This is a genomic window from Flavobacterium tagetis (genome assembly GCF_016735615.1).
Classification (GTDB): Bacteria; Bacteroidota; Bacteroidia; order Flavobacteriales; family Flavobacteriaceae; genus Flavobacterium; species Flavobacterium tagetis.
In genome coordinates, this window is the sequence record NZ_JAERSF010000005.1 from 188031 (window position 1) to 211427 (window position 23397).

Annotated in this window: 23 protein-coding genes; 12 read left to right on the top strand and 11 right to left on the bottom strand. The window is 33.4% G+C overall.

The features are described from left to right. Window positions 1-44: 44 nt before the first annotated feature. Window positions 45-1640, top strand: a complete 1596-nt coding sequence (locus JI750_RS20750; protein ID WP_202006326.1) for a PepSY-associated TM helix domain-containing protein — start codon at window positions 45-47, stop codon at window positions 1638-1640. Between the two features lie 88 nt (window positions 1641-1728). Here JI750_RS20750 and JI750_RS20755 read toward each other — a convergent pair whose 3' ends face one another. The 4 genes from JI750_RS20755 to cysC form a co-directional block, all read right to left on the bottom strand. Beyond that, entirely contained in the window at window positions 1729-2391 is a 663-nt protein-coding gene (locus JI750_RS20755) for a TrmH family RNA methyltransferase (RefSeq protein WP_202006327.1), read from the bottom strand. Between the two features lie 61 nt (window positions 2392-2452). Next, complete coding sequence (locus JI750_RS20760) at window positions 2453-3421, bottom strand: sulfotransferase family protein (protein ID WP_202006328.1); 969 nt, start codon at window positions 3419-3421, stop codon at window positions 2453-2455. A 2-nt stretch (window positions 3422-3423) separates the two neighbouring features. Further along, window positions 3424-4113, bottom strand: coding sequence for an aspartyl/asparaginyl beta-hydroxylase domain-containing protein (locus JI750_RS20765; RefSeq protein WP_202006329.1), 690 nt, complete (start codon window positions 4111-4113; stop codon window positions 3424-3426). A 5-nt stretch (window positions 4114-4118) separates the two neighbouring features. Then, window positions 4119-4646 (bottom strand): adenylyl-sulfate kinase, encoded by a 528-nt coding sequence (gene cysC / locus JI750_RS20770; RefSeq protein WP_202006330.1) that lies wholly within the window; start codon window positions 4644-4646, stop codon window positions 4119-4121. Window positions 4647-4812: 166 nt separating this feature from the next. On the opposite strand from cysC, the gene JI750_RS20775 reads away from it, so the two are divergent. From JI750_RS20775 to JI750_RS20790, 4 genes are all read left to right on the top strand, one after another. Next, window positions 4813-5514 carry an SIR2 family NAD-dependent protein deacylase gene (locus JI750_RS20775; protein ID WP_202006331.1) on the top strand — a complete coding sequence of 234 codons (702 nt, stop codon included), beginning with the start codon at window positions 4813-4815 and terminating at the stop codon, window positions 5512-5514. Continuing rightward, window positions 5511-6203: a sterol desaturase family protein gene (locus JI750_RS20780; protein ID WP_202006332.1), complete on the top strand. Its 693-nt coding sequence runs from the start codon at window positions 5511-5513 to the stop codon at window positions 6201-6203. Before JI750_RS20775 ends, JI750_RS20780 begins: the two co-directional genes overlap by 4 nt. A gap of 69 nt (window positions 6204-6272) precedes the next feature. Continuing rightward, window positions 6273-7619, top strand: a complete 1347-nt coding sequence (purB, locus tag JI750_RS20785) for an adenylosuccinate lyase (RefSeq protein WP_066033777.1) — start codon at window positions 6273-6275, stop codon at window positions 7617-7619. A gap of 169 nt (window positions 7620-7788) precedes the next feature. After that, window positions 7789-10062: a cation:proton antiporter domain-containing protein gene (locus tag JI750_RS20790; RefSeq protein WP_202006333.1), complete on the top strand. Its 2274-nt coding sequence runs from the start codon at window positions 7789-7791 to the stop codon at window positions 10060-10062. 115 nt (window positions 10063-10177) lie between these two features. Here JI750_RS20790 and JI750_RS20795 read toward each other — a convergent pair whose 3' ends face one another. Then, a complete protein-coding gene (locus tag JI750_RS20795; RefSeq protein ID WP_111363956.1) occupies window positions 10178-10816 on the bottom strand; it encodes a peroxiredoxin in 639 nt (212 codons plus the stop codon). 112 nt (window positions 10817-10928) lie between these two features. Next, complete coding sequence (locus tag JI750_RS20800; RefSeq protein ID WP_202006334.1) at window positions 10929-11840, bottom strand: AEC family transporter; 912 nt, start codon at window positions 11838-11840, stop codon at window positions 10929-10931. A 106-nt stretch (window positions 11841-11946) separates the two neighbouring features. On the opposite strand from JI750_RS20800, the gene JI750_RS20805 reads away from it, so the two are divergent. The 5 genes from JI750_RS20805 (at window position 11947) to meaB (ending at window position 15660) form a co-directional block, all read left to right on the top strand. Then, the gene (locus JI750_RS20805; protein ID WP_202006335.1) at window positions 11947-12513 is read left to right on the top strand and encodes a Crp/Fnr family transcriptional regulator; all 567 of its coding nucleotides are present in this window, start codon (window positions 11947-11949) and stop codon (window positions 12511-12513) included. A 58-nt stretch (window positions 12514-12571) separates the two neighbouring features. Further along, the gene (locus JI750_RS20810) at window positions 12572-13036 is read left to right on the top strand and encodes a DoxX family protein (RefSeq protein WP_202006336.1); all 465 of its coding nucleotides are present in this window, start codon (window positions 12572-12574) and stop codon (window positions 13034-13036) included. A gap of 148 nt (window positions 13037-13184) precedes the next feature. Beyond that, complete coding sequence (locus tag JI750_RS20815) at window positions 13185-13592, top strand: RrF2 family transcriptional regulator (RefSeq protein ID WP_202006337.1); 408 nt, start codon at window positions 13185-13187, stop codon at window positions 13590-13592. 57 nt (window positions 13593-13649) lie between these two features. Then, window positions 13650-14291 (top strand): NAD(P)-dependent oxidoreductase, encoded by a 642-nt coding sequence (locus tag JI750_RS20820; RefSeq protein ID WP_202006338.1) that lies wholly within the window; start codon window positions 13650-13652, stop codon window positions 14289-14291. Between the two features lie 247 nt (window positions 14292-14538). Beyond that, on the top strand, window positions 14539-15660 hold the full coding sequence (gene meaB / locus JI750_RS20825) for a methylmalonyl Co-A mutase-associated GTPase MeaB (RefSeq protein WP_202006339.1): 1122 nt from the start codon (window positions 14539-14541) through the stop codon (window positions 15658-15660). A gap of 159 nt (window positions 15661-15819) precedes the next feature. Here meaB and JI750_RS20830 read toward each other — a convergent pair whose 3' ends face one another. From JI750_RS20830 to JI750_RS20840, 3 genes are all read right to left on the bottom strand, one after another. Beyond that, window positions 15820-17757 (bottom strand): LTA synthase family protein, encoded by a 1938-nt coding sequence (locus tag JI750_RS20830; protein WP_202006340.1) that lies wholly within the window; start codon window positions 17755-17757, stop codon window positions 15820-15822. 37 nt (window positions 17758-17794) lie between these two features. Then, window positions 17795-18022: a DUF8828 family protein gene (locus tag JI750_RS20835; RefSeq protein WP_072973177.1), complete on the bottom strand. Its 228-nt coding sequence runs from the start codon at window positions 18020-18022 to the stop codon at window positions 17795-17797. A 66-nt stretch (window positions 18023-18088) separates the two neighbouring features. Beyond that, window positions 18089-19474 (bottom strand): MATE family efflux transporter, encoded by a 1386-nt coding sequence (locus tag JI750_RS20840; RefSeq protein ID WP_202006341.1) that lies wholly within the window; start codon window positions 19472-19474, stop codon window positions 18089-18091. Window positions 19475-19663: 189 nt separating this feature from the next. Between JI750_RS20840 and JI750_RS20845 the strand changes: the two genes are divergently transcribed. Continuing rightward, window positions 19664-20185 carry a hypothetical protein gene (locus JI750_RS20845; RefSeq protein ID WP_202006342.1) on the top strand — a complete coding sequence of 174 codons (522 nt, stop codon included), beginning with the start codon at window positions 19664-19666 and terminating at the stop codon, window positions 20183-20185. Window positions 20186-20350: 165 nt separating this feature from the next. Beyond that, entirely contained in the window at window positions 20351-21286 is a 936-nt protein-coding gene (locus JI750_RS20850) for a DUF6268 family outer membrane beta-barrel protein (protein WP_202006343.1), read from the top strand. A gap of 2 nt (window positions 21287-21288) precedes the next feature. On the opposite strand, the gene JI750_RS20855 is transcribed toward JI750_RS20850, so the two are convergent. Continuing rightward, window positions 21289-22002, bottom strand: a complete 714-nt coding sequence (locus JI750_RS20855) for a LytR/AlgR family response regulator transcription factor (protein ID WP_202006344.1) — start codon at window positions 22000-22002, stop codon at window positions 21289-21291. A gap of 218 nt (window positions 22003-22220) precedes the next feature. Beyond that, entirely contained in the window at window positions 22221-23270 is a 1050-nt protein-coding gene (locus JI750_RS20860; RefSeq protein WP_202006345.1) for a sensor histidine kinase, read from the bottom strand. Window positions 23271-23397: the final 127 nt, after the last annotated feature.

A 23397-nucleotide genomic window follows, 5' to 3' on the forward strand; every position in this document is an offset into this window, starting at 1 on the left:
AATCTTTTCTAATCTTTTAAATCTGTGGCAAAAAAAATTTAACTATGAATAAAGAAACCAATAAAAAATCTTTGAAAAAAGATTCCAAATTCATCAAAAAAGTCAAACAAAACATGTACAAATGGCATCGTGTTATTGGATTGATTACAATTGTTCCGGTAATTTTCTGGACATTTTCTGGTTTGATGCATCCATTTATGGCGCACTTTTTCAAACCTGAAATTGCTCATGACAAAATCGAACAAGCCACTATCGATAAAAGCCAATTGCATTATTCTATTCAGGAAGTTTTGCTGAAAAATGAAATATCGCAATTCAAAAATTTTAGAATTGTCACTTTTAATAATTCAACATATTATCAGTTAAAAACTATTCTTGGCGAACTTTGGTATTACGATGTTTCGACTGCTAAAAAACTAGAAAACGGAGATCAAAAATACGCTGAATGGCTGTCTCGTTATTTCTTAGATGACCAAAAAAGTCCTGTAAAACACAGCGAAGTTGTAACCGAATTTACTTCGCAATACAAATATGTAAATCGTTATTTGCCTGTTTACAAATTAAGTTTTAATCGCCCAGATGGCATGCAGGTGTATGTAGAAACCTCATCTAGTAAATTGGCGACTTATAACCCAATTTCTCGACAAGCTTTTATCTGGTTTTTCGACACATTTCATAACTGGTCTTTTATAGATGCCATAAGCAATAATAGCATCCGAATCATTACAATGATTTTCTTACTGTCAATTATTGGGTTTTCTGCCTTGAGCGGTATTCTAATCTATGGTTTGCTTTGGAAACAATTCAAAAAAACAGATAGTTTAACGCCAAAAAAAGGATTGAGAAAATACCATCGTCAAATTGGAATCTGGGTTTCGCTTTTCACTTTGACTTTTGCTTTTAGCGGTGCGTATCATGCGACTACAAAATGGGCGCCTTACACGTTATCGCAAATGGTTTACGAACCAACTTTTGTGACCAAAGAAATTCCTAGTGCAAACAATAATCTTATTTTAGATTGGAATCGTTTTCAAAACATCAGTTTAATTACATTGAATGACACTATTTATTACAGATGTCACTTACTTGAAAAAGAAACAAAAAGGTTCAAAATACCAAAATCAGATTCGAAATGGAATAAAAAAGAAGATTCAAAATCTGAAGTGGTTTACATTAATGCAACAACAAATAAAGTTGCACCAAATCTCGATTTGGAATATGCTGAGTTTTTAGCTTATTATTTTACTGACGGAGCTCCAAAAGCTTCTTGTTGCGAAATGATCGACACTTCTGAAGATGATTCCCAACTTTCATTCGAAAATATAAAATTGCTTGAATCAAAAGTTTTAACCGATTTTGATAGCAGAGAATACGGTTTTGTCAACAAGAGACTTCCGGTTGTAAAATTGGCCTATGATACGCCAGAAAAAACAACTTATTTTATTGAAACCTCAACATCAAGATTGGCAGCAGTTGTCAATAATTCAGATCGGATTGAAGGCTATTCTTTTGCCATTCTTCATAAATTTTTATTTATGGATTGGGCTGGAAAAAATATTCGCGATCTGGCAACAGTTTTAGCTGCTTTGTCGATTCTAATTGTTAGTCTTTTAGGTTTTGTTCTTTTTCTGAAAAAGTAAAGAAAAGGTTCTGAGGGACTAAGATTCTAAGGTTCTAAGAAAAAAACTTAGCATCTCAGAATCTTAGTATCTTAGAACCTTAAAAAATTTATCTTGGATTATCTTGATAATAACGCTCTTCAATTCGTTTTATATCTTTTATCGAGTTTTTTGCCCATAATAAACGTTTAACTAAAATTTCTTCTTCAGATAATTTCCAATCAATATCTGATCTACGAAGCCTATTAGTCAAACTTTGAATAATAATTGCAGCAGAAACTGAAATATTCAAACTTTCTGTAAAACCTACCATTGGTATTTTTAAGAAACCATCGGCATTGTCCATAATTTCTTTTGATAAACCTTCTTTTTCTGTTCCAAAGAATAAAGCGCTTGGTTTTGTAATATCAAAATCTTCCAACATGCAATCTTTTTCGTGCGGTGTTGTCGCAATAATTTGATATCCTTTACTTTTCAGATCAGAAAGGCATCCTGAAACCGAATCAAATCGATTGATGTCAACCCATTTTTGAGCGCCTAAAGCGATTTCTTTATCGATTCTTTTTCCAAAACGCTGCTCAATTACATTTAATTCCTGAATTCCGAAAACTTCACAGCTTCGCATTACCGCACTTGTATTATGCATCTGATAAACATCTTCTACTGCAACTGTAAAATGTTTTGTTCTATTTTCTAGTACTTTTAAAAAATTAGCTTTTCTATTATCAGTTAATATGTTTTCTAAGAATGCGAGATAATCTAAATCAATCATTTTATTTATGTTTGGCGCAAAAATACATAAATTAAAGAGAAAGAAGAATCCATCCAAATTTTCAACGTGCTAAATCTTCAATGAAATTGGCATTAAGCTTTTCGTGAAGCAGATTAACTTCATCCAAATTAACAGACAAAATATCATCTTTATAAGAATCTCCGACGAAAGCAACATTTTCATTTTTAGAATGTTTTTTAAGACGTTCCAACATTAGATTTATTTCATTTTCAGAAAAATCGACATCAATAAAACATATAAATCGTTCTATTACATTTTTCATTCCGTCATTATAATTAAGCATAATTATATTGCTATCAGCTTCATAAAAATCTAAAAAACCTTGAAAATATTTTTCTAAAACTAAAGCTTGATATTGCTGGAAACTTATCTCTTGAATCTCTTTAGAAGTAATCCCAAAAACACTCGACGGAATTAAATTTGGCACCATATGCATTCCTGCCATCTTTTGGTGTGATCTTAAAACCTCTCCTGGATTTCGATACAATAAAGCAAAAGGAATTTCTGGAAAAACCGACCTAAGATAAGAAGCCTTAAAAATGCTCCACGCATCCAATTTCACAATAAGATTCTTTTGCTCTGGAAATCTCTTCTGTCCAAGCAATCTGATAACCGATTCGAGCAAAACCGTTTTGGTATGTAAATCAAAAAAGTTACTTCTTAAAATCTCATCTATAATAGGAGCTTCAGACACTATAATATTTTCAGACGACATTGCCAAAGACTGACTCAACATCGTAGATCCGCATCTTGACACATGAAAAACCAAGCCTTTTAATTCTACAAAATCGAGTTCTTTAGACCAATCAATTAGATTTTCTGCTGTGCTTATTAATTTAAACCGTTTTAAGTTATAGCTATGGCTACTGCATATCGCAATTGTTTCTTCAAAAAAAGGTTCTGCAAAAGGGATATCTGACAAATAAAGCCACTCAAAATAGACTTCATTCTCGCTTTCAATCAATTTAATTGGAAGCCAATTAGAAATAATATGTTGCATATTTTCCATTTTTATGAGTTCATTTGTGATTGAAGTTCAGCGATAATTTTAGCATTCGTTTCTGATGGATTTCTTGAAAGCTCTGCAATAATCTGTCGTTTTACCTCATCTGAATGCTGTGTTTTGGGTACAAAATTCACATCAAAACCCATTTTAGAAAACAATTCATCCGACCAATCATTTCTGATGCAATCCAAAGTCAAATGAATTCTAGGTTCTGAACTTTTATTCTCAACACTATGTGGCAATTGAAAATTGGCATACCAGCACTCCCCCATTTTCATTGGAACTAATTTCTTATCTACATAAAAATAAACTTCAGAATTGGTAACAATAGGAACGTGAATTCTAAAAAAACCATCTTCATATGAAGTATCATTATCAACGTGCTCTTTTATCTCGCTATCAGGATCGAGTCTTAACAATCTCACAGCTTCCTTTTCGCACTCAAACCAATCCATTATTTCTTTAAAATATGGACAACTGTCAAGCAAAGACGTATTTTTATATTCTTTATCAGGAAAAGATAAAATATCATTTTCTAAACCAGATTGTGATCTTAAAGAAACGCTCGTCCATTTTCCTTCATACCGATAAGTATTAAAATGCGGTGTCCATAAATTAGTCTCGCAAGTCTGTAAATCGTTTTGCAGTTTTTCTATCGAAAAAGAAATCGGAAGCTGACAGGAAGAAGGGTTCATAAGCCTTAAAATTTTAAATTGCTAATTATAAAATTGTATAGTTTATTGGCAGAAACCGAAACAGTTTCTGAATCTGTTTTTAATATTAAATCTGCTTTTTCTGGAATTTCAAAAACATCACTTATACCGGTAAAACTTCTAATTTTATTTTGATCATGGTCTGGTAACAAAGCTCTTTTGTATAATCCTTTCGGATCTCTTTCTATCAAATTATCAATGGAACAATCTAGAAATACAGTTTTTACAAATTCAAAAGCTCTCAATTCATTTCTAACATTTTCATAGGGATTTATAACCGACATCAGAACAATTTTATTTTCTTCAATCAAGCTTCGGCCAACGTTAAAAAGACGTCGTACATTTTCGCAGCGGTCTTCTTTAGAAAATCCCAAATCTTTAGAGATTGTCTGCCGATAAACATCGCCATCTACTATTTCTGCTTCGTAATTATTTTGAAGCAGCAGATGCCTGACATTTTGTGCCAAAGTCGTTTTTCCTGAACCAGAAAGCCCTGTAAATTGAATTAAAATCATTTTGAATCACTTTTACCAAACCTGACATTAAAATTAAATAATTCAGAAAGAGAGACAAAGCGTATAAACCCCCATTCTTTTATCTAAAAAAGTATAGCTTCTCCTTACCATTTACTAAACATTTGAATAAAGAAATCACTATTTTTATCTTTTAATAAAACTAAGAATGAAAAAGAAACTTGTTGTTTTAACAGGAGCAGGAATCAGTGCTGAAAGCGGCATAAAAACTTTTCGCGACAGCGATGGTTTATGGGAAGGATATGATGTAATGGAAGTTGCAACTCCAGAAGGCTGGCATAAAAATCAGGAATTGGTTCTAGATTTTTATAACAAAAGACGCCAACAGTTAAAAGAAGTAAATCCGAATCTTGGTCACACAATTTTGGCTGAATTAGAAAAAGACTTCGACGTGCAAATTATCACGCAAAATGTTGACGATCTTCATGAACGTGCAGGAAGCACAAACGTTTTGCATTTGCATGGCGAGTTGCTAAAAGTACGAAGCACTCAAAATAAAAACCTGATTTTAGACTGGACTGAAGATTTGTATACAGGAGATTTAGATGCAAACGGACATCAATTGCGTCCGCATATTGTTTGGTTTGGTGAAGAAGTTCCTGCACTCGAGGAAGCCATTGACATTACCGAAACCGCAGATTATTTTGCTGTAATTGGTACTTCTCTGCAAGTTTATCCTGCCGCTGGATTAATTTCTTATACTCCAAATACAACTCCAGTTTTCTATATTGATCCAAAACCTATTTCGATTCCGAATCTTAGAAATAAAGTCGAAACGATTGCCAAATTTGCTTCTGAAGGAGTTGCCGATTTAAGAGAAAAATTACTAAACTTAGAAAAAACAATATGATTTTCGAAAGTTGGTTACAGCAATTATTTCCGTTTAATCTATTCTGGCTCTTTGTTTTCTTTTTAATAGAAAACTCATTGTTAGTTATTTTATCTGTTTTAATTGGAAAAATATTGGAACCAGAAAACACTTTTTTAAAGCATAAAGATCGGAAATGGGTACTTTCTACGCTACTTTGCAACACATTCATCACTTTAATTGGTTTTGAATTGTATCGCTATGGAATTCTAAAAATAGATTTTTCAGCTTCTATTAAACTTATCATTTTTGATACGCTTTTATTGATTCTTTTAATGGATCTTTTCATGTTCGTTTTTCATTTTCTGGTTCATCATTTAAAATGGCTTTACCCAATTCATAAACTGCATCACACGCATGTAGAAACCAACGTTTACAGTTTGTATGTCCTTCATCCGATAGAAACTCTGGGTTTTGGATTTATTTGGCTGTTTTTAATTACGATTTTGAAGTTTAATTATCTGAGCATCATTATTTATCTCATTCTAAATCTGTCTTATGGAATATTCGGACATTTAAAAAAAGACATATTTTCGTCTTTCTGGTACAGCAATTACTTTACAAAATGGATTTCTACTACGAAATTTCATAATGATCATCATAAAAATGAATCTCACAATTACGGTTTTTACTTTACAATTTGGGATAAAATTTTCAAAACCATAATTTAAGCATCAATATAGCTTTCAGAAGTTTTAACAATAGCTTATATTTGCACCTTTCGAAAAAACAACATCACAATGACTACTCTAAACGAATTGAATGCTATATCGCCAATTGACGGAAGATATAGAAATAAAACTCAAAATTTAGCACCTTTCTTCTCTGAAGAAGCTTTAATAAAATACCGCGTTTTGGTTGAAGTGGAATACTTCATTGCTTTATGCCAAATTCCATTGCCACAATTGCAAGGTATTGATTCTAGTTTATTTGAAAGTTTGAGAAACATTTACAAAAACTTCTCAACTGAAGATGCTCTTTGGATTAAAGAAACAGAAAAAGTGACCAACCACGACGTAAAAGCGGTTGAATATTTTATTAAAGATGCTTTTGAGAAATTAGGTTTATCTCAATACAAAGAGTTCATTCACTTCGGATTAACGTCTCAAGATATTAATAACACTGCAATTCCGCTTTCTACAAAAGAAGCGTTTGAGCAAGTTTATATGCCAACTTTAATTGCTGTAATTGCAAAATTAAAAGAATTAAGCGTTGAGTGGAAAGATATTCCAATGCTGGCACGTACACACGGACAGCCTGCTTCTCCTACTCGTTTAGGAAAAGAGATTTTAGTTTTCGTAGAACGTTTAGAAGAGCAAATGCGTTTGTTATTCAATATTCCGTTTGCGGCTAAATTTGGAGGAGCAACAGGAAATTTCAATGCGCATCACGTAGCATACCCGCAAATTGACTGGAAACAATTCGGAAATAAATTTGTTGAGACGGATCTTGGTTTAAAACATTCTTTTCCAACAACTCAAATTGAGCATTACGATCATTTTGCAGCTTTCTTTGATGCTTTAAAAAGAATAAATACGATTATCATCGATTTAGATCGTGACATCTGGACGTACGTTTCAATGGATTATTTCAAACAAAAAATCAAAGCTGGAGAAATTGGTTCGTCTGCAATGCCGCACAAAGTAAACCCAATTGATTTTGAAAACTCTGAAGGAAACTTAGGAATTGCAAATGCTATTTTTGAGCATCTTTCTGCAAAATTACCAATCTCAAGATTACAGCGCGATTTAACTGACAGTACTGTTTTACGTAATGTTGGTGTTCCTTTTGGACATACAGTTATAGCTTTTGAAGCTACTTTAAAAGGTTTAAACAAATTACTTTTAAACGAAAGCAAATTTGCTGAAGATTTAGAGAAAAACTGGGCTGTGGTTGCTGAAGCAATCCAAACTATTTTACGTCGTGAAGCATATCCAAACCCTTACGAAGCTTTAAAAGGATTAACAAGAACTAATGAAGCAATTGACAAAAATGCAATTCATAATTTCATTGCAACTCTAGAAGTTTCTGATGCCGTTAGAGCAGAATTATTGGCTATAACTCCTAGTAATTACACAGGAATTTAAGAAAAACACCAAATATTTTACCAAAAAAAGCTATCTTTATCGAGATAGCTTTTTTTTATTAAATCCAAAGGCAAATCCAGAGTAGACTACTTTATTTTAATAAGAGTCAATGAATTTCATTTGAAATAAAAAGCTGGATCAGCCACTTAAAAAAATACGACATTTTTATATGATTGCATTAAGCGCCGCTGCTGAAAGTACACACCATTTACAACCTCTAATTAGTGATTTAGGATTAATCCTAATGACTGCCGGAATCGCCGTTCTATTATTTAGAAAAATGAAACAGCCTTTGGTTTTGGGCTACCTGATCGCAGGATTTTTAGCTGGAAACCATTTTGATTTTTTCCCATCTATAACCGACATGAAAAGTGTCGAAGTCTGGGCAGAAATTGGGGTTATATTTTTACTTTTTAGTTTAGGACTCGAATTCAGCTTTAAGAAACTAATGAAGGTTGGAGGAACTTCGTCTGTCACCGCCATAACCCAGATTTTGTTTATGACCGTAATTGGTTACGCAGTCGGACAATGGATGGGTTGGGGAAAAATGGATAGTATTTTCTTGGGAGCAACGCTTTCTATTTCGTCCACAACAATTATCATCAGAGCTTTTGATGAATTGGGAGTAAAAGGAAAAAAGTTCGTCGGAATTGTTTTCGGAGCTTTAATCGTTGAAGATATTGTTGCCATTTTGATGCTGGTTTTATTATCGACTATAGCAGTAAGCGATCAGGTTTCAGGCACCGCATTATTACAATCTGTTTTAAAACTTATTTTCTTTTTAATCATTTGGTTTTTAGGAGGAATTTTTATTATTCCAACTATTTTCAAAAAAGCGAAACATCTCTTAACAGATGAAATGCTATTGATTATCTCATTGGCATTATGTTTAATGATGGTAATTTTTGCTTCAAATGTTGGTTTTTCACCGGCTTTAGGTGCTTTCATCATGGGTTCTATTATTGCTGAAACTACGATGGCAGAAAAAATCGAACATTTAATACAGCCTGTAAAAGATTTTTTTGGCGCCGTCTTCTTTGTATCGGTTGGAATGCTAATTAACCCTGTAACACTGATAAATTATGCACTTCCTGTTGCTATAATTACTTTATTGACCATATTCGGAAAAGCATTTAGTTCTTCTATCGGAGCATTAATTTCTGGACAGCCGTTAAAACAATCTGTTCAAACCGGAATGAGTTTAGCACAAATTGGTGAGTTCTCGTTTATTATTGCCACTCTTGGAATGTCTCTAAAAGTTACGAGTGATTTCTTATATCCAATTATTGTGGCAGTATCTGCAATTACTACATTTACAACTCCATTTTTAATTAAATATTCAGAGCGTTTTGCTTTCTTTTTAGAATCAAAAATGCCTAAAAGATGGGTTAAAAATATTAACCGCTACAGTGTGAATGCACAAGCAATTAAATCTGTCAGTACTTGGCAGATTGTTCTTCGTTCTTCGATTACACAAATAATTCTTCACACCATCATTATTACGGCCATTATATTATTGTCATCAAAATTTGTAGCGCCATTAGTTGCCAACACAAGATTCGGAAACACGTTAGCAGCTTTACTGACTCTAGTTGTAATTGCACCTTTTTTATGGGCTCTTTCGCTTCGTCGTGTAAAAGTAGATGAAGTTGAAGCACTATGGGAAGAACGCAAATACCGTGGCGCACTTTTAATGCTTATCTTAATAAGAATGAGTCTTGGTTTATTCTTTGTCGGATTCTTATTGAATATTTTCTTCTCTCCTTTAGTGGCTTTCGTAGCCCTAATAATTGCAATTGGAGCTTATCAAATTTTTCCTAAAAAGCTAAATGAGCAATACCATAAAATTGAAAATCACTTTTTGAAAAACCTCAACGATCGTGAGAACAAAAAGATTGACAGAAGATATGCCAATTTGATGCCATGGGACGGACACATGTCTTTCTTCGAAATTAAAAAAGAATCTAATTTAGTTGGACAGACTTTACAGGAACTCAAAATTCGCGAACAATTAGGAATTAATATCGCCTACATTAAACGTGGTGAAGTCACAATTCCGATTCCTACCAAAACGGAACGTTTATTTCCTGGCGACGAAATTTGTGTAATTGGAACCGACGCGCAAATTGCAGAATTCACAAAATTCTTAACTCAAAACGAAACCGAACCACCTACAAAAGTAGAAGAAACCGATATTGTTTTACGCCAGCTTGAAGTTTCTCAAGATGAGTTTATTCAAAAAAGCATCGGACAATTTAGAGCCAAAACAGACGGAATGGTCGTAGGAATTGAACGAAACGGAAACCGTATCCTAAATCCAGAATCGAGCTTAATCTTAGAGAAAAATGATATTTTGTGGGTTGTTGGAGATAAGAAAAAAATGAATGCTTTGATGGCTTTTGAAGGTGCAAAGATTCAAAGGGACAGAGGTTCAAAGGAATAAAGGTTCAAAGGAGCATAGGCTCAAACGTCTCAAAAAAGAAAAGGCTGAGATTTTTCTATTTGGAAAAATCTCAGCCTTTTAAACTTTGTCCCTTTGAACCTCTGCACCTAAAAAATTACTTATTCGGCTGTGGTGTCAATCTCAAATAAGGTTTAATTGGTGTATGTCCTTTTGGGAATTTTGCTGGAATGTCGCTGTCTGGAATTGCAGGTGCAATTACCACATCTTCTCCATCTTTCCAATTTGCTGGAGTAGCAACACTATAATTTGCTGTCAATTGTAAACTATCAATTACACGAAGCAATTCGTCAAAATTTCTTCCTGTTGAAGCTGGATAAGTCAACGTTAATTTGATTTTTTTATCTGGTCCGATAACAAAAACAGAACGAACTGTAAATTTATCACTTGCATTTGGATGAAGCATATCATATAAATTAGCTACTTTTTTATCCTCATCTGCAATGATTGGAAAATTTACTTCTGTATTTTGAGTTTCGTTGATATCTTTAATCCACTCTTTGTGCGAATCTAAACCGTCTACACTCAGAGCAATAACTTTAGTATTTCTTTTTTTGAATTCTGGCACATAGTTCGCCACAGTTCCCAATTCAGTTGTACAAACAGGAGTAAAATCTGCTGGATGCGAAAACAAAACACCCCACGAATCACCTAGCCATTCGTGAAAATTAATTGGTCCTTGTGTGGTTTCTGCGTGAAAGTCCGGAGCTATATCGCCTAATCTTAATGTTGACATAATTTCATTTTTTTAGTTCATCTAAAATTAACCAAAAAAAGCATATAGAAAACATTGAATTTCTTAAAAAAAGTTAAAATTCTACTTTGTCGATATAATTAGTATTTTACTCCTAAATAAAGCTAAGAACAAAATACCAGAAAGCGAGTGTAATAAAGGAAATAGGAATTCCGAAACCGATCATCATACTGCTTAATTTTGGTTTTAATCCGTATGTTGAAGCTAAGATTGCTCCCGTTATCATGGGTGCCATGGCGGTTTCCATGATCGTAATTTTTATCACTTCAGAATGCTGGTTAAAAATAAAAACATACAACACAAAAATTACAAAAGGAATCAACAGCAGTTTAAAGAAAAGTCCAAGTCGTAAAAATTTCCAATGCTGGCTTTTTCTATCAAAAGTCAATTGCAAACCAACAGAAAGCAAAGCTAAAGGCGTTACCAGACTTCCTATTTTTAATAATACAGATTGAAAGTTTACATTTAAATTATAATCGAAAATATTCATTAGACACGCCAAAACAAACATCAGAAATGGCGGAAACGTGATGATTTTTTTTATAATCCCTAATGCATTCGGACTTCCTTTAGAATAAAAAGCGGCAGTAAAAACGCCAAGTGTTGAAACCACCACAAAAGTTCCGGGCTGATCTACCAATACGGCCGTTTCCAAGCCTTTCTTTCCAAACAAAGCTTCAATAATTGGATATCCAAGAAAAGAACTATTGCTTAATCCTGCTGTCAAAATCAGACATCCAATCAATTTATTAGACCAGCCATTTCTTCTTCCTAAAAAATGAAAAAAAATAAACGCCAAAATATAAGTAATCCACCCTGCTCCTATCGGAAATAGCAATTCACTGCTCCATTTTATTTTAGGAATATGATATAAAGTAATCGCAGGAAGGCAGAAATAAATAACAATTTTATTGAGCGTCTTATAAACATGAGTAGGAAATTGTTTTACGTGCTGCAAAACTAAACCCAGCGAAAGAAAGAGAAATATTAGTATAAAGTTGTTCATATCATGGCTTCAAGACAAAAATAGGAAATTATAAATTGATGCACTGAACAAATTATCTCCTCTCTTCGAGTTTTTTGTTACTTTTAATATGTAATTCTAAAAATCTATGCAGCAAATAAGGGATAATTTGGAACTAATGGCTAAACTTTCTGATGAAGATTGGAACATCTTTTCGTCAAAACTCATTCGACAGGAATTTTCAAAGAAAACAGCAGTACTTCAAACTGGTCATATAGAAAATTACCTTTCCTTTATAGAAAAAGGAATTCTTAGATATTATGTTCCTTCTGAAAATAAAGATCTAACTTTTACTTTTGTATTCGATGGCGAATTTACAAGCGGATATGATTCATTTATTACCAGATTACCTGTAAACTATACTATCGAAGCTCTTGCTGACACCATACTTTGGCGCATTTCTTATAATGACCTTCAGGACATTTATGCCGAAACTAAAATTGGTAATACCATTGGCCGACTAGCAAGCGAAGGATTATTTCTTAAAAAATCAAAGAGAGAACTGTCTTTGCTAAACGATTCTGCTGAGCAGCGATATCTCAATTTATTCACAGAACAGCCACATCTAATACAAAAAATTCCACAAAAATATCTTGCCTCTTACATTGGCATTACTCCGCAAGCTTTAAGCCGAATCAGAAAACGTATTTATTAACCCAGGTTCATTGTTTTAGGTTTCTTTACTGTGCAACTTTGTACAATAAAAAAAAGATATGGAAACCTTAATCGTGCTTTTTGGAGTTTTTATCGCCATACTACTTATTATTTGGCTTACAACTAAACGATTTGAATTAGCATTTGCTGGCAGAGTCGCTATGGCAGTTATGCTAGTATTTACTGCTATTGGACATTTTGTTTTTGCTAAAGGAATGGCAATGATGATCTCTTTTTTGCCTTGGGCAAATGCCATTGTGTTTATCACAGGAGTCATAGAATTAATTGCCGCAATTGGATTGCTACTTCCGAAAACCAAAGTCCTTACAGGAAAACTGCTAATTTTATTTTTTATTTTACTGCTTCCAGCTAACATCTATGCCGCAATCCACAATGTCAATTTACAAACAGCCGATTATACTGGCAAAGGTTTATCGTATTTATGGATCAGAATACCAATGCAACTTCTTTTTATAGCATGGGTATATTTTTCTTCACTAAGAATCAATCAAAAATCAAAATAGTCAATACGAAAAAAGCACATCTTTAATATGAATGATGTGCTTTTTCCATTAGTTTATTTTGTAAATTTAATTGCTTTAATTAATTTTTAGTTAAAATTGTTTTTTGAGTTACAAAAAGATGTAAATTTGTAACATATTTTATTACAGTATGATTTCAGGTAAATTTGCCATAACGATTCACATTCTTACTTTGCTCCATAAATTCCCAAATGATTATATGTCATCGGAATATATTGCGGGAAGTATTAATCTAAATCCGGTTTTGGTTCGAAAAGAAATTGCCAACCTAAAAGCACATCATATTGTAGAAAGTAAAGAAGGAAAAAATGGCGGTACAAAATTGGCAGTAAACGCTGCTGAACTGACTTTAAAACAAATATTCGAAATGACCTTTGAAACTATTGGTTTAGGTTTCGCAAAGAATCAGCCAAATCCTGATTGCCCTGTTGGCAAAAACATCAATCAGCATTTGGAGAATTTATATAGTGAAATGAATCAGAAAGTCAGCGCACAGCTTGAAGGGATTTCATTGGAAGATTTTTCGAATCAATTTTAAAACTATTTTTTTATCCAAAACTGTAACATTTTTTATTACTAAATAAAATTATATATTATGAAAATCGCACTTATCGGAGCTACAGGATTTGTTGGCTCAGCAATTTTAAACGAATTAGCAGACAGAAAACACGAAATTACTGCAATTGCAAGAACTCCAAAAGATACAGCAAATGCTAAATGGGTTGCTGCAGATATTTTTAATGTTGACGCTTTAGCAGAAATTTTAAGAGGTCACGATGCTGTTGTCAATGCTTATAATCCGGGTTGGACTAACCCTAATATTTATGATGACTTTTTAGCAGGTTCAAAAGCTATTCAAGAAGCGGTTAAAAAATCAGGCGTTAAACGTTTCATTACAATCGGTGGAGCTGGAAGTTTATATGTTGCTCCAGATTTACAAGCAGTTGACACTCCAGATTTTCCAAAAGAGATTTTCCCTGGTGCCAATGCTGCGAGACATTATTTAAATATCATTAAAGAAGAAAAAGATTTAGATTGGGCATTCTTCAGTCCTGCTTTCGAAATGCATGCTGGAACTAAAACTGGAAGAACTGGAAAATATCGTTTAGGATTAGAAAATCCTGTTTTCAATGACGAACAAAGAAGTATTTTATCTGTAGAAGATTTGGCAGTTGTTATTGCTGATGAAGTAGAAACTCCAAAACATCACCAAGTTAGATTTACTGCTGGCTACTAAAAATATTTTAAGTTTTTTTGCCACGAATTCACGAATTTTCTTTTTAAAATCTTTATCTAATATTATTCGAATTAATTCGAAAAAATAATCTCAAAGATTTTAAAAAGAAAATTCGTGAATTCGTGGCAAACTTTTTTTTACTCCTTTTGAGAATAACAAATTAGCGGAAATTCGTGTAATTGGTGGCAAACTAACTTTTTGAAACTGTTTTTGTTTTCTGTACTTTTACATTTCTAAAAAGTGCGTTTTGTCAAATTCTAATAAACAAACTAGCAGCATATCTGAAAAAGCTGGAATTTCACCTCCCGAAATCACCAATATTTCGGCTATCAATCAAATTAAAAGTAAACGCAAGCAGCAGCCCACTTCTCAAGAATTAATTGATGGCATTTTAGACGGAAATCGAACTTCCCTTAGTCGCGCCATTACTTTAATTGAAAGCACCAATCCAGACCATTTTGATAAAGCTGGCGAAGTTATTCAAGGTTGTTTATCTCATGCCAACAAATCAATTCGAATTGGAATTACAGGAGTTCCTGGCGTTGGGAAAAGTACTTTTATTGAGGCTTTTGGAAAACATTTAACACAATTAGGAAAAAAAGTAGCGGTTTTGGCAGTTGACCCAAGCAGTTCACTTTCTCATGGAAGTATTTTGGGTGATAAAACCCGAATGGAAGAATTGGTGAAAGATGAAAATGCTTTTATTCGTCCAAGTGCTTCTGGAGAAACTTTGGGTGGTGTAGCTCGAAAAACCCGAGAAACAATTATTTTGTGTGAAGCTGCAGGTTTTGATACCATTATTATCGAAACAGTCGGTGTTGGCCAAAGCGAAACTGCCGTTCACAGCATGGTCGATTTCTTTTTACTTTTAAAGATTTCTGGCGCAGGCGATGAACTTCAAGGGATTAAACGTGGCATTATGGAAATGGCAGATGCAATTGTCATTAACAAAGCTGACGGTGATAACGTGAAAAAGGCAAATCAGGCGAAAGTAGAATTTAATCGCGCTTTGCATTTATTTCCTCCAAAAAAGTCAAACTGGCAACCCAAAGTGACTACTTGTAGTTCAATAACAAAAGATGGTATTTCTGAAGTTTGGAATACAATTTCAGATTATTTTGAAATGACTAAAGAAACGGGATTTTTCCAAGAAAAAAGAAATGAACAAAACCATTTCTGGATGATGGAAACCATCAACGAACAGCTAAAACAAAACTTCTATAACCAACCAGAAATCATTTCGCTTTTAGAAGAAAACAAAAAAGCAGTACAAAACAATGAGATTTCATCTTTTGCAGCTGCTTCTGAGTTATTAAAATTGTATTTTAATAAAGGAGCAAAGGTTCAAAGTGACAAAGGTTCAAAGTAGAAAAAAGTCGCTTTGCTCCTTTTAATTCCTCAATAATCTCGATACACAATCTTGTCAGTTCGAGCGGAGTCGAGAACCCGCAAAGCATTTCAATTTCACTAAAAAAGAAAAAGGTCCAAAGTAAAACCTTTGAACCTTTGTCGCTTTGTGCCTTTGAACCTATTTTTTAGGCCTAAGTTTATACTTACTTTCTTTATACAAATTTCCTGCCGTAATCACGTGTGCTAAAGCATCTTTTGCTAAATCTTCGTTCAGTTTCACAGGAACTAAAGTTGTATCGTTTTTAATTTCAAATTGAAGCGGTTTCAAGTTTGGTTGCATAATCACAACCTGATTTTCAACTCTAAACGCATTGATATCATTAAATTGCATAATAGATCTTCCTTGCACTTTTGGATCAAGTTTACTTAGATTTCTACCTACCATTGGAGTTTCGAATGGAAGTCCTAAATAACTTAGTAATGTCGGCGGAATATCAATTTGACTTGCCAATCTATCATAAACTGCTCCTTTTGGAACTCCTGGTCCCATGATAAATGCTGGAATATGGAATTTATTAATTGGCACTAAATTTTTACCATATGTTCTAGTATTGTGATCAGCAATTACAATGAAAATCGTGTTTTTAAAGTAATCTTCTTTTTTAGCCAATTCAAAGAATTTCCCTATAGAGAAATCCGCATATTTCATGGCGTTATTTACCGTTGCAGGTTTTTTATCATAAGGTTTAATTCTTCCCGCTGGATATTCAAAAGGCTCATGATTAGAAGTCGAAAACATTAAAGAGAAAAACGGTTTGTTACCTTTTGACTTAAAATATTGATTGGCTTTAGTTACCAAATCTTCATCAGAATAGCCCCAAGTTCCTTTAAAAGCATATTTATTTCCATCAGAATCAAAATCAGTTTGGTCTACGATGTCTGTAAAACCATTTCCGTTGAAAAATGAAGCCATGTTATCAAAATTGGCCATTCCGCCATAAATGAAACTCGTGTCGTAGCCTTTTTGTTTTAATGCGTCTGCCAATGTAAAAAATCCTTGCTGAGAGTTTCCAAGCTTTACAACACTTTCTGATGGCGAAGGTAAAAATCCCGTTACAACTGCTTCAATTCCGCGGACACTTCTAGTTCCTGTGCAATACAAATTCGTAAACAGTAATCCTTCTTTAGATAATTTATCAAATTCAGGAGTTAATGGTTTTCCTCCTAAAATCCCAACATATTCTGCACCTAAACTTTCTTGTAGAAAAATCACCAAATTGTATGGCTTTTTCATGACAGAATCTGGTTGCTGAACATGCAAAAACGGAATATCTTTATCTGTAAAATCGTTTGGACCAGCAATCATGTATTTTTTTACACGAGCAATAGCTTCAGCTTCATCCATTTTACCATACATTTTAGTATTTCCTTCATTTTTGATTGAATACGCTGCAAAAGCAACAGTGTAAAATGAATTTAATCCCAACGTATTGGTTAACTGATCTGTAGAAAAAACAGCATTACTGGCATTAATAGGACGTTTTGAAGTCAGACTTGAACGTGCTCCGAAAAACAATAAAAAAGCCACTAATGGAAATACCATTAATTTGAATTTATAATCTGTACTTGTGGTATAGAATAATTGTTTCCCTTTTTTGAAAGCAAAATAAATTACAACTCCAAGAATTAAAAAAGTCACAATAATTGAAGTCAGATAGCTTTTTAAAAGCATTCCAACTACTTCTTTGGGATAAATAAGATAATCTAAGAAAATCTTATTTGGGCGCGTATCATATTGTTTTACAAAATCTGGTGAAGCTAATTCTACAAAAAGAATTAAAAACAGAAACAGAAAACTGTAAATTACCAGAAATTTATTGGTAAACTTTATCGCTTTATTCGGCAGAAAAGTAATTAACAATGCTGGAAGAAACGACAAATAACAAAGCAATATCAAATCCATTCGAAGACCGATTGGAAAAATATACCAGAAATCTGGCGTCTGCACTACTCTTTCTTTAAAAAGAAAAAATAAAAAGATTCGGCTTAAAGTGGTTATCAATAATCCGATTAATATAAAACTGAAAATAGGTTTTAAGAAACGTAAATTTTTCATTAAATATAGTATAAGAACGTAAGATTAGAAAAACAAATTACTCTTCGTAGCGGTTGATTTCTCTGTCATAGAACTCGTTAGCTTTTTCAATTAAACCTTCCATTTCGGCGTTTAATTCAGCTTCGTCTAGATCTTCTGCTTCTTCTAAAAATTCAACCTCATCATCTTTCAAATTGATAATGAATCTTGGATAATCTAGGTGAATGATAAAAATATCATCTGGAAAATCAGTATTATCTCCAAGTAAAAATTTAGGTAATTCCATGTTTATTTATTTTTTAATGGTTATTATTTTCAGCCACAGATCTGTGGCTTATTTTTCTATTCAAATTTAGTCATTTGAAACTGAATCGATAATCAATCTCTTTGTCAAGTAATGAAAACGAATGTACAGACAAATCGCTGCCGCGGTTAATCCTGCCAAAAGTCCAACCCAAACACCTTGAGCCTTCAATTCGGTGTGTTCTCCTAAGTAATACGAAATCGGAAAACCAATAACCCAATAAGCTACAAAGGTAATATACATTGGAACTTTTACATCTTGTAATCCGCGTAATGCTCCTAAAACCACAACTTGAATTCCGTCAGAAATCTGGAAAATTGCCGCAATTAAAAGCAGTTTTGAAGCAATGGCAATTACTTCTTCATTATCTAAAATCTGTCCTGTATTTTCCATATTCAAGAAAATATACGGCAGATAATCATGAAAAGCAATAAAGAAAATTGCAAAAACAGTTTCTAAAATTATAGCAAGGAGGAAAATAGAACGCGCTACAACAATCAGCTTTTTATAATCCATCAGCCCTCTTTGATTACTTACACGCACCATAGAAGTCACGCTTAATCCCATTGCAAACATAAAAGTCATCGATGCCAAACTCAAAGCTATTTGATTTGCTGCCTGACTTGTTTTCCCGATATTTCCGCAAAGCCATATTGAAGCCGTAAATAAAACTACTTCAAAAAGCATCTGCATCGCAGAAGGAAATCCGATACTGATAATCTTGTTTATGGTTGCCTTTTTTATTTCATTAAAACTAAAACCTTTAAAAAAACGCTTTAAGTCGTCTCTTCTTGAAAGCATAATATGCATGAACATTACCAAAAATATTCTTGAAATCACAGTTCCTAAAGCGGCACCGATAATTCCCATTTTTGGAAAAATCCAAATACCATAAATCAAAACATAGTTTATACCAACGTGAAGAACGTTTGCCATTACCATGGCATACATTGAGTATTTGGTCAATGACATTCCGTCTGCAAATTGTTTATAGCCCTGGTACATTACCAACGGAATCAAAGAAAAAGCTACCCAGCCTAAATAGGGTTTTGCCAACACAATTACATCCGCTGGTTGTTTTAGCAATTCCATAATTGGTTTGGCAAACATAATTACAGTAAAAAGCAGCAATCCTAGAATTGTACATAGAAATAATCCATGATGAAAAGCAGAGCGAATTTTAGTATCATTTTTCTCTGCATCACCTTCGGCAACAATTGGCGTAATTGCTGTAGAAAAACCAATTCCTAAAGACATGGCAATAAAAATCATACTATTTCCAAGCGAAACCGCCGCCAGTTCTGTACTTCCGATTTTACCAACCATTATATTATCGACAATACCAATTAAAGTATGCCCGACCATTCCTAAAATAACAGGATATGCCAGTCTTAAATTATACGAAAACTCTTTGGTGTACTGCTTTAAATTCACTTCTATTCTATTTTGTGCGCAAAGATAGTCAGAAGCTTCGAATTCTATCCTATCTATAAAAATATATCCCAATTTTAAGACAAAAATAAGACGAACTCAATATTATGTAACGATTTTTAAAAATTGTATAACAAACTCCAAACGCCTCCAATATAATTTTACATTATAGAAATTTCAAAAATATAAGCCATGAAAAAATTACAGATGTTATGCCTAGCTGCTTTCACATTTTTATTTGCCAACACCACATTTGCTCAAGAAACAGAAGCAACAAATTACGATCAAGGTTTTAGATTAGGTTTTGGCTTAAATGGGGGATTGCCAACCGACAATGATTACGACTGGTCTCTTGGGGGAGACGTTCGTTTACAGTATGATCTTTCCAAAAAAACATCTTTGACCTTAACTACAGGATTTACGAATTTATTTAACGGTAAAAAAGATGCTGCCGGAAATGACATTAAAGATCTTGGTTTTATTCCAGCCAAAGCAGGTTTTAAGGCTTTTGTCTTAAAAGATCAATTTTATGTTTTAGGAGAACTGGGTGCCGGTTTTGCAGTAACAAATGGTTACAATCAAACCACATTTTTATGGGCTCCAGGAATTGGCTATGCCAATAAGTACATTGATTTAAGTGTTCGTTACGAAGATTATCATGACTTTAGAACCAATCAAGTAGCATTGCGTGTTGCTTATGGTTTTAAACTATAAAAAATAGGTTTAATTTATTATTTTGTTTTTGGTAAAAACCCGACAGCTTATACAGTTGTCGGGTTTTTTATTTTATGCCATTGGTCAAAAGAAAAGTGCTAGTAGTCAAATGATTTTTTGGGATTGATTTAGAACGCGGTAATTCGCAGAAAAATTAATCAAATCATGAACAAAACAATCTTTTATCTATCGCAACTTTTTCTTTTTTTACTGGCTACTCTTGCTGCACGTTCACAATCGGGAATTTCAGGTGAATTTAAAGTCGATTATGTGCCTTTTTCTAAATATGTAAGGCCAATCGACAGTACTAAGACAAATGCCGAAAGTAATTTTAAAAGAGTGCAACTAGCTTTTGAAGTACCACTATCTTTAAAAATGGATAAATACGATCACCCCAAACTATGGTCGGTATTTTTTAATAGCAGTTATGCCAAAATGGAAAACAGAAACTACAATATTCAAGATCTTCCAGTAACATTTCAAGGCGGATTTCCAGATGAATTGCTCAATACACAAATTGGAGTCAAGCATTTGCGTTCCATTTCTTCTTCTTGGTCGTTGTTAATAATGGCTTCTGTAGGCGTTTATACAGACATGGTCGAAATTAATAAAGATGATGTCCTGCTCCAAGGAGGAATTCTTTTTATCAAACAATTTAATCCTAAACTGGCTTTGGGTGCAGGTCCGGTATTGACTAATAGTTTTGGTGTGCCGATGGTTCTTCCGGGAATTTATTTTAACTGGGAATCTACTGGAGCTCTACATTTTAAAGTTGCTTTTCCAGAAGGTTTAGAAATAGGCTATCGAATGTCTGATAGTTTTGACTTAAAAGCAGTAGCCGAAATAAGCGGAATGACAGCTGAAACCAAAATTGGAAATAAATCTACATTACTAGGTTATCAGCAAATAATTGCAGGTTTAAGACCTCAGATAAAATTTGGAAAACACTGGATTTTAGAACCAACTGGTGGAACTACTCTTGTTCGAAGCTTTTCGACAACAAACCGAAAAATTAAAGAAATCTTTAAAGAAAAAGATATTGCAGATCCAAGATTCACCACTACTTTTTATGGCGCAATAGCTCTAAAATGGAAATTCTAGAGCTATCTGCTAAGTAAGTTTTTATAGACTACCTCTTTCAATAATTCCTCACGGCGTGTTCTTGAAATAGGTAGTTCTTGTCCTTTTATAAATAAGCGTCCGCCAGAAATAGAATCTATATGCGTAACATTTACCAAAAATGATTTATGGATTCGAAAGAAAATTTCTTTAGGAAGTGTTTCTTCTAATGAAATCATCGTCTGATGAATAATCAGCACTTTATCTTTAAAATGAAGTTTGGCGTAATTTTGCATTCCTTCAATATACAAAATATCGATCCAAGAAATTTTCTGAAATCCATCTTCCTGACGGACATATAAAAAAGGATCTAATTGACTTTGCTTTGGCGAATTCAACATTTGATACCATTGCTTTGCTTTTAATGAAGCCTGATAAAAACGCTGAAAAGTAATCGGCTTTAATAAATAATCTACAACCTGAAGGCGATATCCGTCTAAAGCATGTTCCGAATACGCGGTTGTAAAAATCACCAATGGTGGATTCTCTAAAGATTCTAAAAATTCCAATCCAGACAAATACGGCATGTTTATATCCAGAAATAATAAATCTATCGCTTTTTCTTGAAGAAATGAAGTTGCTTCAAGAGCCGAAGCGCAAGTTCCAACAGTTTCGAGGAAATCAATTTTAGAAACAAAATCTGCTATTCCGTTTCTTGCTATAGGTTCGTCATCTATTATGAGGCATTTCATGTTCATAGTTTTTTTATTTCTGGTTTGATGATTTTTGTAAATCCTTTTAATCCTTTAATCTGTGGCTAAAAATTTAACCGCAAAGAGCGCAATCCCGATAGCTATCGGGATACGCAAAGTTCGCAAAGTTTTAAGTCTTAAAAGGATGCAAAGATCACAAAGCAGTATGTTAAGATTCTACAGATAAAAAATTCGTGCTAATTCGTGCAATTAGTGGCAAAAAATCATTTCAAATCTAGAGTCACTTCAACGGTAAAATCAGAATCGGTTTTGTGGATAACTAATTTGTGTTTTTCAGGATATTGTATTTCTAGCCTTTTCTTTACATTCTCTAAACCTAATCCTTGATTTTTTGACGGTATTTTATATTGCTCCGTATACGAATTTTCAATTTTAAAATTTAGCTGATGATTTACTTGCTCGCAAGACAAATGCACAAATCCTTTTTGATTTGGAAGTCGGGAAACGTGTTTAAAAGCATTTTCTATCAAAGGAACTAGAAGCAATGGCGCGATTTGAAGTTGTCCGTCTTCAATATTCCATTTACTTTTTACTTCCAATTCATTTCCCCAACGGGTTTCTTCAACAGCAATTAAATCTTTTAAATATTTAATTTCAAGATGCAAGGACACATATTCCTTATTACATTCGTACAATTGATAACGCAAAATATCCGAAAACTGAACCAATAAATCTGAAGCTAACTTTACATCGCTTTGCATCAGAATATGAATATGGTTCAAAACATTAAACATTAAATGCGGATTGATCTGATCTTGCAAAATCTTGATTTGAGCTTCTAAATGAACCTGCTGCAATTGCGCGTGATTTTTTTCGATAACGCTGTGTTCCTGATAAAATCGAAGTCCGCAAGCAGTGCCACAAATTAAAATCGCTGATGGAATATTACCATAAAATCGCGCCCATAAAAAATGAAGAGAGTCAACATCTGCTGCTTCAGGATATGCCCTTCTTCTCATAGCCGAATCTGAAAAAACAATATAAATCAATGACAGACAAAATGCTAAAAGAAGCACAACAACAACGCTTTGTACTGCAAACCAACTCATCTTATTTTGTTTTAGCGCTTTAGGAAGTATAACATCACTTAAAATATGAGCTAAAACGGCAGAAGAAAACAAAACTAAAATAGCCTGAATCGTAGCCGTCAAAAAATCGTAATCTTCGATCATCTGCGCCCAAATCGTGATGCCTAATAAGCTCCAAAAAAAGACTAAAAATATCCAATGCCTATTTTTACTGATTGCAATCATTTAATAATAATTTATTGAGAAAATTTAACTCCAAAAGTAGTCCTATATTTTTTAAACAAACAGCAAAGAAGCACAAACCATAAGTATTATTGAAATCAATTTGACGAACTACATTTTTCTGTTGACC

Excerpts from the sequence above, each read along its gene's own strand:
- JI750_RS20850 (WP_202006343.1), top strand. The coding sequence starts at position 20,351 with ATGAACAAAACAATCTTTTATCTATCGCAACTTTTTCTTTTTTTACTG.
- purB (WP_066033777.1), top strand. The coding sequence starts at position 6,273 with ATGACTACTCTAAACGAATTGAATGCTATATCGCCAATTGACGGAAGA.
- JI750_RS20860 (WP_202006345.1), bottom strand. The coding sequence starts at position 23,270 with ATGATTGCAATCAGTAAAAATAGGCATTGGATATTTTTAGTCTTTTTT.
- JI750_RS20820 (WP_202006338.1), top strand. The coding sequence starts at position 13,650 with ATGAAAATCGCACTTATCGGAGCTACAGGATTTGTTGGCTCAGCAATT.
- JI750_RS20780 (WP_202006332.1), top strand. The coding sequence starts at position 5,511 with ATGATTTTCGAAAGTTGGTTACAGCAATTATTTCCGTTTAATCTATTC.
- JI750_RS20830 (WP_202006340.1), bottom strand. The coding sequence starts at position 17,757 with ATGAAAAATTTACGTTTCTTAAAACCTATTTTCAGTTTTATATTAATC.
- JI750_RS20805 (WP_202006335.1), top strand. The coding sequence starts at position 11,947 with ATGCAGCAAATAAGGGATAATTTGGAACTAATGGCTAAACTTTCTGAT.
- JI750_RS20755 (WP_202006327.1), bottom strand. The coding sequence starts at position 2,391 with ATGATTGATTTAGATTATCTCGCATTCTTAGAAAACATATTAACTGAT.
- JI750_RS20845 (WP_202006342.1), top strand. The coding sequence starts at position 19,664 with ATGAAAAAATTACAGATGTTATGCCTAGCTGCTTTCACATTTTTATTT.
- JI750_RS20835 (WP_072973177.1), bottom strand. The coding sequence starts at position 18,022 with ATGGAATTACCTAAATTTTTACTTGGAGATAATACTGATTTTCCAGAT.
- JI750_RS20765 (WP_202006329.1), bottom strand. The coding sequence starts at position 4,113 with ATGAACCCTTCTTCCTGTCAGCTTCCGATTTCTTTTTCGATAGAAAAA.
- JI750_RS20800 (WP_202006334.1), bottom strand. The coding sequence starts at position 11,840 with ATGAACAACTTTATACTAATATTTCTCTTTCTTTCGCTGGGTTTAGTT.
- JI750_RS20790 (WP_202006333.1), top strand. The coding sequence starts at position 7,789 with ATGATTGCATTAAGCGCCGCTGCTGAAAGTACACACCATTTACAACCT.
- JI750_RS20810 (WP_202006336.1), top strand. The coding sequence starts at position 12,572 with ATGGAAACCTTAATCGTGCTTTTTGGAGTTTTTATCGCCATACTACTT.
- JI750_RS20855 (WP_202006344.1), bottom strand. The coding sequence starts at position 22,002 with ATGAACATGAAATGCCTCATAATAGATGACGAACCTATAGCAAGAAAC.
- JI750_RS20760 (WP_202006328.1), bottom strand. The coding sequence starts at position 3,421 with ATGGAAAATATGCAACATATTATTTCTAATTGGCTTCCAATTAAATTG.
- JI750_RS20795 (WP_111363956.1), bottom strand. The coding sequence starts at position 10,816 with ATGTCAACATTAAGATTAGGCGATATAGCTCCGGACTTTCACGCAGAA.
- cysC (WP_202006330.1), bottom strand. The coding sequence starts at position 4,646 with ATGATTTTAATTCAATTTACAGGGCTTTCTGGTTCAGGAAAAACGACT.
- JI750_RS20750 (WP_202006326.1), top strand. The coding sequence starts at position 45 with ATGAATAAAGAAACCAATAAAAAATCTTTGAAAAAAGATTCCAAATTC.
- JI750_RS20815 (WP_202006337.1), top strand. The coding sequence starts at position 13,185 with ATGATTTCAGGTAAATTTGCCATAACGATTCACATTCTTACTTTGCTC.
- JI750_RS20775 (WP_202006331.1), top strand. The coding sequence starts at position 4,813 with ATGAAAAAGAAACTTGTTGTTTTAACAGGAGCAGGAATCAGTGCTGAA.